This is a genomic window from Bacillus coreaensis, assembly GCF_050586445.1.
Classification (GTDB): domain Bacteria; phylum Bacillota; class Bacilli; order Bacillales; family Cytobacillaceae; genus Robertmurraya_A; species Robertmurraya_A coreaensis.
In genome coordinates this window covers 166894-180324 of sequence record NZ_JBOCCY010000001.1, presented here as the reverse complement: position 1 = coordinate 180324, position 13431 = coordinate 166894, and the positions used below count along the sequence as shown (strand labels likewise).

Sequence of the window (13431 nt, the reverse complement as noted above, 5' to 3'; positions counted from 1 at the left end):
CCTCACCTCTACTATAACTTTAGCAAACTTTGATTCTCATTCAGATAAACATCTAGGCTCGCCTGAACCGCATCTCCCCGATGAACATTCACTCCATGTCGAATTAAAACGGCTTCTAATGCGCCAAGTACAGCTAGAACATTTTCTCTTCGACAGCTGTATCCCATCGTACCAATTCTCCAAATTTTCCCATGCAAAGGGCCAAAAGAGGAAGCAATTTCAATACTAAATGCTTCTAGTAACATGGTCCTAACTGATTCGCCGTCTATCCCCTTTGGAATCTCTACACAAGTAACACAAGGCAGCTTATTTTCTGAATCACCGAAAAGCTTCAATCCCATCGCTTCTATCCCCGCTATTAATGCCCTTTCATGGAACTGATGCCGAGTAAAGCGCTCCTCTAAACCTTCTAATAAAACAAGCCTTAAACCTTCATGCAAAGCGTAGATCATTGAGGTTGCCTCTGTATGATGATTGAGTCTTCGCGGACCCCAATAATCCTGTAGCATACTTAAATCAAAATAATTACTGGCAATGAAATGATTACTTCTCTTAAAATTCAAATCCTGCTCTGTAGCAATCCCTCGCTCCACCTTTTTCCGAGTGTATAATATGCTTTCAATCCGTTCGTTATACGTAATAGGAGCCATCCCAGATGGAACAGATAAGCATTTTTGAGTGCCACCAATCATTCCATCAATAAACCATTCATCGGTTTTTACCTCAACCCCTCCGATAGATGCAACAGCATCCACCACAAGCAGCACATCTCTTTCTCGACATGCCCTTCCAATCTCTTCAAGCGGTTGTAATCTACCGGTTGATGTCTCCCCATGAACAATAGCTACAATTTTAGGCGACACCTTTTCAATCTCTTCAATGACCACTTTAGGATCAAACACTTCACCCCATGGACACTCTATAGAGTACACATCTGCTCCGTACCGTTCACAAATTTCTACTAACAAATGTCCGAACCTCCCATATATCGGAACTAAGACCCGATCTCCAGGTTCGATGATGCTACAAAGAATCGCCTCATTTCCCGATCTTGAGGTACCATCAATGGGAAAAGCCCAAGTGTTCTTTGTTTGAAAAACTTGACGAAGCATTGTCATGACTTCATTCATAATAGCTGTAAAAGCAGGATCAAACTGCCCTAAAATAGGTGTGCTCATCGCACGTAACACACGAGGATCAACTTCAACCGGGCCTGGGGTCATAATTGTACGCAATGGTGTATGCAATTCCGAAAAAACCACCATGTTTCACTCCTTTAATAAGCTAATTTATATAAAACTTCTGTTAATAACTCAATTCCTGTCTCCAAATCTTCCAAATCCGTAAATTCCTTTGGTGAATGACTAATTCCAGCACGGCTAGGTACAAACAATAAGGTAGTCGGGCAAGTTCCACCAAAAACTTGAGCGTCATGCCCAGCCCCGCTTATCATTTTTTGATAGCTGTATCGTTTTCTATCTGCAATCTCACTTGCCCACTCACACATTTCTTCATCCATCTTCACTGGCTTCACGTCCATCCATTGCACAATGTCCACTTCTATATTTGATACACCAGAGAAACGCTTAAACTCTGTGAAAATTTTTTGACAATATTGCTCAATAATTTCTTCCTGATGATGCCGAATATCTAAACTAAATTCTACCTCACCAGCTACTACATTGGGTACATTCGGCTTTACGTTTAATCTTCCAACTGTAGCAACTAACATAGCATCTGTATTCTTTGCTTTCTCAGTTAAGAAAGAGATTAGATGTGAAGCAGTGCTTACGGCATCTTTTCGAAACTGCATAGGGGTTGTTCCGGCATGATTACTTTCACCCTTAATTCGAATGGTATAACGGCGCTGACCTACGATATGAGTAACAATACCGATTTGGTTTTTATTTCGTTCAAGAGTCATTCCTTGCTCTATATGGATTTCTACAAATCTCTCTATATCTGTACGAACCGGTGAAACGTATGACGTTGGATCAAAGCCTGCTTGCTTCATTGCTTCGAAAAACGAAATACCCTCTCCATCCCTAACATTCTCCACTCGAGAAAGGTTGTAAGCACCACTAATATTCCTTGACCCCCAAAAAGTTAATGGAAAACGACTTCCCTCTTCCTCACATAAAGAAACCACTTCTATCGTTTTTTTCGGGTATCCATATCTATGAAACAGCCTTACCGTAGCTAATAAGCTTGCAATAATACCGTATGAACCATCGTACTTTCCACCGTCCACTACCGTATCAATATGAGAGCCTGTCAGAATCGTCTTTTCATTTCCATCTGTACCTGGTAATCTACCAAATAAATTTCCCACGCTATCAAAATACGTATATAACTTCGTTTGATCCATCATATTTTTTAATGCTACCTGTGCCTCTAGCCAGGCTGGTGAATACAGAAGTCTTGTTACACCCCCACTTTCTGTTTCTCCTATTGAAGCAAGCCATTCAATGACTGCTCCCACTTGTCCTTCTTCGATTAATTGTTTATTAACCTGAATGGCCATCCCCTTCACTCCCTATAAATAAATACATGTTATTTTTCTTAACATCGTCACGTTATATTATTAGTTTACCTATTTTCCCAGTGAACTTCATTAGCGTTTTTGTAAAATATTCGATAGTTTTTTATGCAAATTGACTAAATCATGATAATATTAAACAAAAAATACTAAATTTTCTGCATAATAAACGAAAGGAATGTTCCTATTGAAAGTAAACCAACTCTTAACTGTGCCGGATTTAGAAGGAATGAATATGATTGCCGGACAATCAGGAATGGAACGTGAAGTAAAGTCCGTTAACATGATGGATGCTCCTGATATCATTCATTACTTAAACAAAAATGAATTCCTTGTCACAACCGCCTACCATTTTAAAGATCACCCTCAAACTCTGACCAATTTAGTTGAAGCCATGGCTACACAAGACTGTGCCGGATTAGGAATTAAAACAAAACGATTTTTAAATAAAATTCCAGATGAAGTAATTGAACTAGCAAACGAACTTTCATTACCTGTTATTGAACTTCCGTTACATTTATCATTAGGTGAAATCGTGAACCATTCATTACGCGCCATTCTTGATCAACGTGCATCCGAATTAACATTTGCACTCGAAACACATAAGCAGTTCACAAAAATCATTATGGAAGGCAAAGGAATAGGACTGTTACTTCAAGATTTATCACAGATGATCCAACGACCGGTCCGATTGATTGATCAGTATTTTAAGCCCATTTTCCAACAAACACCAGAAAGCACATTCCCTATATTTCCAGATGAGATTACACTTCCTAAGTCTCCAATCTCACCGATTTCTTTTTCTATTTCTGACACAAGAGAGACATATACTTTATTTCCCATCCATATTAGCGAAAGAAAAAAAGGGTACCTGATGATTAACGGGGAGGTAAAAAAAACAGATCAGTTAACTTCATTAACAATTGAACAAGCAACAAATGTGATTTCATTTTCTCTTATGAAAGAAAGCGCCCTTAGACAACAAGATCGGAGCATTCGTAACGATTTTTTCATTCACTTTATTGACGGAACTTTTTCATCACAGGAAGAAATTATTGGCAGAGCATCTGAATTCTCATTAAAAAATGATCAAAAGTATATCTGTGTAATAGGTAAAATCGATGGTGATAAATTCCAACCTTCCTATGCCGAGCGTCATGAAAAAGCAGATGTAATTTATGATTTTATTGAAGGCGAAGTGTCTGCAATGACCCCCAAAATTCATTTTTTCACAAAGGGTGAATCTTGTATTCTCCTATTTGAATCAGATGAAAATGTGTTGCACCCTAGTATGTACTGCGAGTCTATTTTGGTTCAACTTCAGGAAAGAATATTTAAATACTATGAAAATACCATCTCATTCGGAATCAGCAATTTATGCCACACATTTATGGATGTTAAGAACGCCTACAAAGATGCCCTAGACGCACTATCACAAGGAAAATTTTCAAAGCAGATTGGATATATCCAAACATTTCAAGCAAAAGATATCTCTGAATTGTTACGCATGGTACCTCAAGAAGATTTAAGAAACTTTTATTCTTTCGCTTTAAGTAAATTTACAGATATTAAAATAGAAGAAGAACAAACTTTACTAGATACATTGTCTGTTTACTTAGAGACACACTGCCAAATTTCTGAAACGGCGAAAAGATTATTTATCCATAGAAATACGGTGGTTTACCGTATTGAAAAATGCGAAGAAATTTTAGGAAAAAGCCTAAAGGATTCAGAAACAACCCTACAAATAAGGCTAGCTTTACGGATTAGGGCCTTGTTACAAAATTAAAGTTCCTACATAACAAAACTCAAGCAAAAGCTTGAGTTTTTATCTTTTATATAAGTTGAATAGAGTTTAACTGAATTTTTAGTCATTTTAAACAATGACAGTTAACAAAATATTGATTATGATGTAACTATTCGTAACAAATCATGTTATATTATATTACATACATAACAGAAAGGAAGAATTAACCATGACCGGACTATCAAAAGTGTTTTCTTTAGGGTTACAGCACGTGCTTGCTATGTACGCTGGAGCTATACTCGTTCCCTTAATCGTAGGAGGCGCTTTAGGATTTACCCAACAGCAACTCTCCTTCCTAATCGCGATTGACCTACTCACCTGCGGAATCGCAACTGTATTGCAATCCATGAACAATAAATACATCGGAATCGGTCTACCAGTTGTTTTAGGAACATCATTTGTAGCTGTTTCTCCTATGATTACTATCGGTACGAATTATGGTATTTCAGCTATCTACGGTTCAATTATAGCAGCTGGTTTATTCATCTTAGTTTTTGCTTCTTTATATGGAAAACTAATCAAACTTTTCCCTCCTGTTGTCACCGGAACGGTTGTTATCATAATCGGATTATCTCTAATTCCCACTGGAATAAAAAACATGGGAGGAGGAGCTACCAATCCTGAATTTGGTTCTACAGAAAATCTACTTCTTTCATTCTTAGTACTAACCATCATCTTAGTAATGAATCGCTTCTTCACCGGATTTTTACGAGCTATCTCAGTTTTAATAGGCATAATAACCGGAACCATTGTGGCAGCATTTTTGGGAATGGTGAACATAGGCGCCCTAAAAGAAGCTTCCTGGTTTCATATCCCAACACCCATGTACTTTGGTGTTCCAACCTTCGAAGTCCTCCCCATCTTAACGATGATCTTGGTAGGTACTGTTATTCTCGTTGAATCAACTGGAGCATTTCTCGCTTTAGGTAAAATCACTAATAAAGAATTATCCGAAAACGATTTGATTCGCGGATACCGTACAGAAGGTATCGCTTTTACTTTAGGAGGGCTTTTTAACGCTTTCCCATATAGCACATTCGCACAAAATGTAGGATTGGTTCAATTATCTGGCATAAAGAAAAACACCATTACAATTGCAGCAGGATTTATTTTAGTGGCATTAGGGCTGATTCCTAAAATAGCAGCATTAGCCACGATTATCCCTACCTCAGTTCTAGGAGGAGCAACGGTTATCATGTTCGGAATGGTCGTATCATCTGGCATAAAGATATTAACAAACGTAAACTTTTCCGATCATAGCAATCAGTTAATAGTAGCCTGTTCTATTTCCTTAGGACTAGGGGCTACTGTTGTACCTGAACTATTCGCCGTTTTACCAGAAGCAATCCGAATAGTAGTCGGCGATGGAATTATTGCAGGTAGTCTATCCGCCATTCTATTAAATATAATCTTTACCACACGCCCATTAAGCTCTATTAAGACCACAACAAAAGCAACAGTAACCCCAAAAATAAAAAGCATATAAAGAAAGGAAGTGAACCTAATGTACACAATTAGCCAAATAAACGATACAAATCTGGATGAATTTATGAACATAATGAATGGAATTTTCGAACACTCTCCCTGGATTGCCCATAAAGCTTTCAGCGAAAAACCGTTTCCTTCTTTACATCATTTACACCGATGTATGGTAGATGTAGTCAAACGCGCTTCCCCTGAGCAGCAATTAACGCTAATCAAAGCCCACCCTAATTTAGGTGAACGAATCGCAATGACAAATCATTCCACCGAAGAACAAAAAGGTGCTGGGTTACAGAATCTTACCAACGATGAGTACGAGCAATTCCTCCAAACCAATCAAGAGTACATGGAGAAGTTTGGTTTTCCATTCATTTTAGCCGTTCGCGGAAAGAACAAACATGAAATATACGAATCGATGAAAACACGAATTTCTTCTGGCAAAGAGATTGAGTTTGAAACAGCTTTGACTGAAATATACAAAATCGCCCTTCTTCGCTTAGAAGAGATCATTAAAGGAAAGGATGATATATTATGATTTTAGAAACTTTAAATCTTCAAGTAAAAAGAGATCTCTCTTATCTCAATTTCGGTGGCACTAATTGGGTCCACCCCTATAGTCATCCCGATGGACATGTTTACGATGTCGTCATTGTGGGCGGTGGCCAAAGCGGTTTAGGCGCCGCCTTTGCATTATTAAAAGAGCGGGTAGCTAATATTCTTGTTTTAGACGAAAATCCCGAAGGCTTCGAAGGTCCATGGGAAACATATGCTCGCATGGTAACATTGAGAACACCTAAGCAATTAACCTCTGTTGACCTAGGCATTCCCTCCCTCACGTTCCGCTCTTGGTGGGAAGCACAATTCGGACCAAAAAGCTGGGACAATATCGACAAAATCCCTAGAGGAGATTGGATGAATTATTTACGATGGTACCGTCAAGTACTACAACTGCCTGTCATCAACGAAGTTAAACTTACATTAATCGAACCTTCCCAAGAAGGAATACATCAGCTTCATATCGAAGGAAAAGGGGCGTCTACGAACAAAATATTAACTCGAAAAGTGATCCTCGCCACAGGCATACAAGGCGGCGGAGAATGGCATGTTCCATCAATGATTTCTGATAATCTACCTAAGCATCTTTACGCGCATACATCAGAGCCTATCGATTTTGAAAGTTTAAAAGGGAAGAAAGTTGCCATTTTAGGTGGCGGTGCCTCAGCCTTTGATAATGCTAACTTCGCTCTTACAGAAGGCGTAGCCGAAGCACATGTATTCGTTCGGAGAAAGGAACTTCCAAGAATTAACCCGATTCGCCAAATGGAAACATCAGGCATGATTGAACGCTTCCACTCTTTAACAGATTCAAATAAATATAAAATCATTTCTCACTTTTTTAAACATAACCAACCACCAACGAACGATACATTTGCTCGCGCATCATCCTGGCCTGGCTTTAATCTCCATCTTGGCTCTCCATGGATTCATGTCGAGCCAAGTAACGACGGAGCAAAAATCACAACTCCCAACGGGATTTTCCATTTTGATTTTTTAATTATTAGCACCGGTCTACTAACCGACCCAGCTTTTCGTCCAGAATTAAAACTGGTTGAAAAGCATATTGCCAGATGGGAAGATCGCTACCAACCTACAGAGGCGGAAGCGAACCCAATCCTCGACGCACACCCTTATTTAAGTCCTGGTTTCGCATTCTTAAGCCGTGATGAAAAGGGAAAAAAATTATTACACGGAATATTCGCTTTTAATTATTCCGCATTAATTAGTTGCGGAATTTCCGCCTCTGCACTTTCCGGAATGAAAATCGGGATCCCCAAGCTCGTTTCGGCTGTAGCAGACCAACTTTTTTTAGACGATCAAGAAGAAATACTTACAAATTTCTTTAGCTATAAAGAAGTAGAATTTACAGGAGAATGGGACAAAGAAAAAGAATTAGTTGTATCCACAAAACACACAGAAACAGAAAAGGAGAAACAATGACAGGTCTAACTACACATATTTTAGATTTATCTCACGGCCAACCAGCCAACAACGTAACCATTGAACTGTATTTTCAAAAAGAAAGTTCTACAGAATGGACCCTTCTAAAAACCGCTGTAACAAATGATGATGGGAGACTTGATTCTCCCTTCTTATCTAAGAAAGAATTAAAAACCGGTTGTTATGAGTTAGTTTTTCACATCGGGAGTTATTTTCACAACATGAACCTTGATTTACCCAACCCGCCATTTTTAGATAAGATACCTGTTCGCTTCAACATCGTTGACACAACAACACATTATCATGTTCCACTACTCGTTTCTCCCTGGGGTTACCAAGTTTATAGAGGAAGTTAAATACCACTAATCACCTACTAAAATAGCAGGTGATTTCTTTTACTAAAAAAGATAGATTTCCACTCAAATAAATATCCCCGAGTAGTTTTACTACTCAGGGACTTTATTTCTATTATACTGTACCTATTGTAACTCCCAGTTCCTTTAGCCATCTCCGGTAGGCTACAGATAGGACGTCAACTTTGTGGTTCAGTTCTGCTTGTAAATCTAATGGTAGTAATTCCGGTTTTTGGGTTTCGATGATCCAAGCATCCTGTTGAAATACAGTGTCCTGGAATTTAATAAAGTCTTCATCCGATACTTCAAAGCCGTAGTTTCTGGATACTACCATATATACCTTACATTCCTTTTCACTTAACGGTAGTACCGTAAGCAAAATCCAAAGAGTTTGTCCCGTGTCAGCATCTCGTTTAGATAACCGAGCAGACATTGGTCGAAATACTTCTTTTACATACACGTAAGTTGTTCCCTCGCGAGCCTCTGATCCAGAGTGCGCCACCGGCTGAAATATAGGTACTTCAGAGGTGAAAATCCGGTCTTTTTCTTTTGTAATCGAAAAATCAGGAAGCTCCGCATAATCAGGATGCCCCAGTAATCCGCCATGAACATACATCAAATGAGCAAAATCCGTAAAGTTTTCAACCACCCTCGTCCCAGCTGCTTTAACATCATAAGGACCACACACTAACGGCTTACGCGCAGGGTCTTCAAACTCTTCTAAGTAAGGTAGTTCCATTGTAGGTTCACCTAAACAAACCCAGATAATTCCATACTTTTCTTGACAATGATACACTTCCGCTTTAGCTCTTTCCGGTATCTTCATTTCCTTACTTTGTGCAGGAATACTTACACATTTACCTACGTCATCATATTTCCAACCATGATAGGGACAAACAAGACAATCATCTACAACATATCCCTCAGAAAGCATCGCTCCTCTATGAATACACAGATCCCTAAAGGCGTGTACACCTTTTTTTGACCGGTAGATCGACACTCTTTCTCCCATGACAATAACTCCAACCGGCTTATCAGCTAAATCGCTAGAAACATAGACAGGGTGCCATTCATTTTCCAACACCGCATCTTGTAATCTACCTTCTACAACAAGTGTCACATAAAACCCCTCCTTTATATTTTTACTCAGATAAAAACTCAGTTGTAAAAATTTCCTTCGCATCAAACGTCTCTTCTAAAATTTTCAATTCGTTCAACTGATCAATCAAAGTCGCCCAACGCTCTTCTGTCATATAACCTACTCCATGTTCTGCCGCATCCCCGCCATAAACAAATTCGCTTTGAGCCTCTGCTTCAAACTTCAATGATTCCAACTCAATATCTGGGTTATCTTCTTGAATGACTTTGTTAATATCCTCGTAAGAATCTTTGTAAAGATTCCACCCCTCAACAAACGCAGTCGTAAATGCTTTAACCGTTTCTTTATTTTCCTCTAAATATTCCTTTGTTACATATAACACAATATTGTAAGGGTCATAACCAGCATCGGAAATTAACTTCGTTTCTACTTCTATACCATCTAATTTCATAAAATATGGTTCAGAAGTTACATATGATTGGGTCACAGAATTTTCATCAGATATAAAATTTCCATGTTGACCTGTATGCGCTAATTCCTCCACTTGACTCAAGTCGTATTGCGTCTTTAAATACTCCCAATAAACAATCCCAGGCTGAACAAATACCTTTCTTCCATTTAATTCATCAAAATCTTCAATTCCCTTTCCTTTGTGAAACATAAACGCTTGCGGACTCCCTTGCATAGCAGATGCTACAGCAACCAGTTCAATACCTTCATTTCTTGCATTCACTATTTGATCTGCATGAGCTAAACCAAATTCAGCTTTTCCTGAAGCGACCATATTAATAGAAGAAACCTGAGGTCCACCAGGCTCAATCGTCACATTTAATCCACTTTCTTCAAACAAGCCATTCTCTCGAGCGGCGTACACTCCTCCGTGTTGAGCTTTCGCAAACCAGTTTAGTACCACCTTAACATCTTTTACTTCCTCTTCAGTAGACTCACTTCCCTCAGTTGTAGAGCTACTTGACTCTGCGTTACCACAAGCAGCTAATACTAAAACTAAGACCATTCCCACTAAAAGATACTTCACTCTCATTAACACTTCCATTTGACTTCTCCCCTTATCTCTTTTTCTTTATTTTTCAACCTTCATTGCAGACTCGTGCCATGATTTAAGCATGAACTTCGAAACCAAGCTTACTAGAAGGTAAAAACCAATTCCAAATATCGCACCAGCAATGGCACATGCAAATAAATATGGTGTTTTTAATTGAACAGCAGCTACAGTGATGGCATAACCTAAGCCCCCTCTACCTCCACCAATTCCAGCAATAAACTCCCCTGTTATCGCACCAACTATCGCCAACGTACACGAAATTTTCAATCCAGACATCATATATGGCATAGCCGCCGGAATCCGAAGTTTCCACATTGTTTGCCATTTCGAAGCATTATATAGTGTAAATAAATCACCCATATTTTTATCAACTGAATTCAAACCCATCAATGTGTTCGATACAACTGGGAAAAATCCAATTAAAAATGAAATAATCACGATCGAATTAAATCCAGATCCAAACCAAATAACAATAATCGGAGCAATCGCCACAACCGGGATTGTCTGTAATATAACCGCATATGGATAAAGACTTACCTCTAATATTCTAGAACTCGCTAACAAAATCGAGATTCCGATTCCTACGATCGCACTAAAGACGAACCCAATGATCGATTCTGTAACTGTTATCTGAATAGCCGGCCACAGAAGGTGCCAGTCATCAATTGCCGCTTGTAAAACATCCGTCGGTTTCGGGAGAATAAATGGTTTGATTTCAAAGACGATTGGAATTGACTGCCATAAAGACAGGAAGATTACTAAAGCAACGATGGGCCCAATGATCGTTCCCTTCACCTTTCCCCGTGCCTTCTTTTTATCCGTTATGCTCGAATCAACTACCAATTTACTACGATTCGTCGTTGCTGTTTGACTGGTCATTCTTACACCAACTCCTTTCGATTCAAGCTATACTCAAGGCTTTGCGAAGCTAAATCCACATACTCCGTAAATGCCCTATTTACCCTGTCTCTTGGATAAGGGAGATTCACATCTATTAGGGAAGCCAATCTTCCAGGACGCGCTGACATAACTGCAATTTTTGAAGATAGATATACCGCTTCGTATACATTATGAGTAACAAATAAAATAGTCGTATGTTCTTTTTGCCATATGTTTAATAAATCCATTTGCAGGGATTGCCTTGTCATTTCGTCCAATGCTGCAAACGGTTCATCCATTAAAAGCAACTTCGGTTTTGCAGCTAGAGCACGCGCGATTGAGACCCTCATTTTCATCCCACCCGAAAGCTGTCTTGGATAGGACTTTAAATAGTCTTTCAATCCAACCATCTCTAGAACTCTCAAAGCTATTTCTTTTCTTGTATTTTTATTCGATCCTCTTAATTCTAGAGGGAGCACCACATTATCAAGGACTGTTCTCCACGGTAATAAATTCGAATCCTGGAATACGTAAGCAATATCATTTGAATTGCGAATCAAATCCTTCGGGTTTTGTCCGAACACCTCTACCTTACCTTTAGTCGCTTCACCTAAACCTGCAACCATTCTCAAAGCTGTTGACTTCCCGCAGCCTGAAGGGCCTAGGAAACTAATAAATTCTCCCTCTTGAATAGACAAGTCCAATTGACTTAACGCAACCGTACCCGTGTTGTAGATTTTATCCACACCTTTAAAAGATACTACCTCTTTTTGTATGGCCCCCATTACAACTCCTCCTTTTACTTACTAAAACTCAACTTATTTGAATATGTAACACTATTTAACATTTACATTTCTTACAAAACTCAATATGTAACAAAACATAACATGTAATGTAACATAAACCCATTATATAATTTTCAGACTAATTTGACATTAGTTAACACTTACAAACTTATCATTTCTTTTTAGTTACTTTAACCAAAGCTTCAAATCATAGTTAAAAGCGAAGGGAGATTAAATGACAATAGTAAAGCCCAGTGAATACTCACTGGGCCTAGATACTTGTTTCTATCTATTAACTTAAGAAAATCGCGCCGACCACTAAACCTCCGACAATTACAAATGCAGGGTGCACCTTCCACTTTTCGATGAGCAAAAAACTCACAATAGCGATTACAAAAGTTGACCATAAACCATTTGAAAAATAGGAGGTTTGGAAAAAATCAAAAGTAAGACTTGCCATCAAAACAGCTACTGCTGGCAGGACAATCTTTGATAATCTTTTCACTTTCGGCGAATCTTTGTACTTGAATAGTAACCTTAGTAAGACAATCATGATAAATAACGAAGGGGTAATCGTAGCGAGCACACCAGTGACCGCACCAAGCACTCCCCCTACCTCATAGCCAATATAACCTGCCATTTTGGTAGCTATCGGTCCCGGTAACGCATTCCCAAGCGCTAATACTTCACTAAATTCACTTGTCGTCATCCAACCATAACGACTAACCACTTCATGTTCAATTAAGGGAATGGATGCTGGTCCACCTCCATATCCGATAATACCAGGAATGAAAAATGCAATGAAAATCTGTATATAGATCATAGGCTCTCACTATTTCCTTTTACTTGTATTTCTATTTTTTCCTTCTTATCAGACATGGTAACTGCTATAACTAATAACCCTCCAATAACAATTCCTGGATGCACATTTATTATTTCCATCACGATAAAGCTACCTAATAATAGAAAGACTCCCCTCTTCCAACCAAAGCCTTGTTTTGTTTTTTTGATAAAATCCCAAGTTAGCGTAGCCATCATGACTCCAACAATTGGGACGACTCCATTAGTCATCCCTTCAACCCTAGGATGATCCTTAACTTTATTAAACGAAGTTAATATAAGTAACATTAAAAGAATGGTTGGTAGGACAGTAGCAATTACAGCATTTAGCATACCCCTGATTCCACCTACTCGGTATCCAATATACCCAGCCATCTTTGTCGCTATCGGTCCAGGTAAAGTATTTCCTAACGCCAATATATCACTAAACTCCTGATCATCCATCCATTTAAAGGTCCCTACTACCTCTTTATGTACAAGCGGGATCGTAGAGGGACCACCACCAAACCCTAACATTCCGGACCTAAAAAACGCGACAAAAATTTCCCATTGCAGTCTCATCTAAAAGAACACCTACTTTCTATAG

Annotated in this window: 13 protein-coding genes; 5 read left to right on the top strand and 8 right to left on the bottom strand. The window is 38.8% G+C overall.

Translation table 11 applies throughout. The features are described from left to right. Positions 1 to 11: 11 nt before the first annotated feature. Both ACQ5H4_RS00995 and allC read right to left on the bottom strand, forming a co-directional pair. The gene (locus tag ACQ5H4_RS00995; protein WP_430773102.1) at positions 12 to 1265 is read right to left on the bottom strand and encodes a pyridoxal-phosphate-dependent aminotransferase family protein; all 1254 of its coding nucleotides are present in this window, start codon (positions 1263 to 1265) and stop codon (positions 12 to 14) included. An 11-nt stretch (positions 1266 to 1276) separates the two neighbouring features. Beyond that, entirely contained in the window at positions 1277 to 2524 is a 1248-nt protein-coding gene (gene allC, locus ACQ5H4_RS00990) for an allantoate deiminase (RefSeq protein ID WP_430773101.1), read from the bottom strand. Between the two features lie 202 nt (positions 2525 to 2726). On the opposite strand from allC, the gene ACQ5H4_RS00985 reads away from it, so the two are divergent. The 5 genes from ACQ5H4_RS00985 to uraH all read left to right on the top strand — a co-directional run bounded on the left by ACQ5H4_RS00985 (position 2727) and on the right by uraH (position 8182). After that, positions 2727 to 4328, top strand: a complete 1602-nt coding sequence (locus tag ACQ5H4_RS00985) for a PucR family transcriptional regulator (protein ID WP_430773100.1) — start codon at positions 2727 to 2729, stop codon at positions 4326 to 4328. Between the two features lie 187 nt (positions 4329 to 4515). Next, positions 4516 to 5832 (top strand): nucleobase:cation symporter-2 family protein, encoded by a 1317-nt coding sequence (locus ACQ5H4_RS00980; RefSeq protein WP_430773099.1) that lies wholly within the window; start codon positions 4516 to 4518, stop codon positions 5830 to 5832. An 18-nt stretch (positions 5833 to 5850) separates the two neighbouring features. Further along, positions 5851 to 6363 (top strand): 2-oxo-4-hydroxy-4-carboxy-5-ureidoimidazoline decarboxylase, encoded by a 513-nt coding sequence (uraD, locus tag ACQ5H4_RS00975; RefSeq protein WP_430773098.1) that lies wholly within the window; start codon positions 5851 to 5853, stop codon positions 6361 to 6363. Further along, a complete protein-coding gene (locus tag ACQ5H4_RS00970; protein ID WP_430773097.1) occupies positions 6360 to 7826 on the top strand; it encodes an NAD(P)-binding domain-containing protein in 1467 nt (488 codons plus the stop codon). Before uraD ends, ACQ5H4_RS00970 begins: the two co-directional genes overlap by 4 nt. Beyond that, positions 7823 to 8182 (top strand): hydroxyisourate hydrolase, encoded by a 360-nt coding sequence (uraH, locus tag ACQ5H4_RS00965; RefSeq protein ID WP_430773096.1) that lies wholly within the window; start codon positions 7823 to 7825, stop codon positions 8180 to 8182. The genes ACQ5H4_RS00970 and uraH overlap by 4 nt, the downstream gene beginning before the upstream one ends. Positions 8183 to 8294: 112 nt before the next feature. Here the strand turns inward: uraH and ACQ5H4_RS00960 are convergent, their stop codons facing one another. From ACQ5H4_RS00960 to ACQ5H4_RS00935, 6 genes are all read right to left on the bottom strand, one after another. Then, the gene (locus tag ACQ5H4_RS00960) at positions 8295 to 9299 is read right to left on the bottom strand and encodes an aromatic ring-hydroxylating dioxygenase subunit alpha (protein WP_430773095.1); all 1005 of its coding nucleotides are present in this window, start codon (positions 9297 to 9299) and stop codon (positions 8295 to 8297) included. 22 nt (positions 9300 to 9321) lie between these two features. Beyond that, entirely contained in the window at positions 9322 to 10332 is a 1011-nt protein-coding gene (locus ACQ5H4_RS00955) for an ABC transporter substrate-binding protein (protein ID WP_430773094.1), read from the bottom strand. A 27-nt stretch (positions 10333 to 10359) separates the two neighbouring features. Beyond that, on the bottom strand, positions 10360 to 11220 hold the full coding sequence (locus ACQ5H4_RS00950) for an ABC transporter permease (protein WP_430773093.1): 861 nt from the start codon (positions 11218 to 11220) through the stop codon (positions 10360 to 10362). A gap of 2 nt (positions 11221 to 11222) precedes the next feature. Then, entirely contained in the window at positions 11223 to 12005 is a 783-nt protein-coding gene (locus ACQ5H4_RS00945) for an ABC transporter ATP-binding protein (protein WP_430773092.1), read from the bottom strand. Between the two features lie 292 nt (positions 12006 to 12297). Then, a complete protein-coding gene (locus tag ACQ5H4_RS00940) occupies positions 12298 to 12828 on the bottom strand; it encodes a chromate transporter (RefSeq protein ID WP_430773090.1) in 531 nt (176 codons plus the stop codon). Next, positions 12825 to 13406 carry a chromate transporter gene (locus ACQ5H4_RS00935; protein WP_430773089.1) on the bottom strand — a complete coding sequence of 194 codons (582 nt, stop codon included), beginning with the start codon at positions 13404 to 13406 and terminating at the stop codon, positions 12825 to 12827. Before ACQ5H4_RS00935 ends, ACQ5H4_RS00940 begins: the two co-directional genes overlap by 4 nt. Positions 13407 to 13431 lie beyond the last annotated feature (25 nt).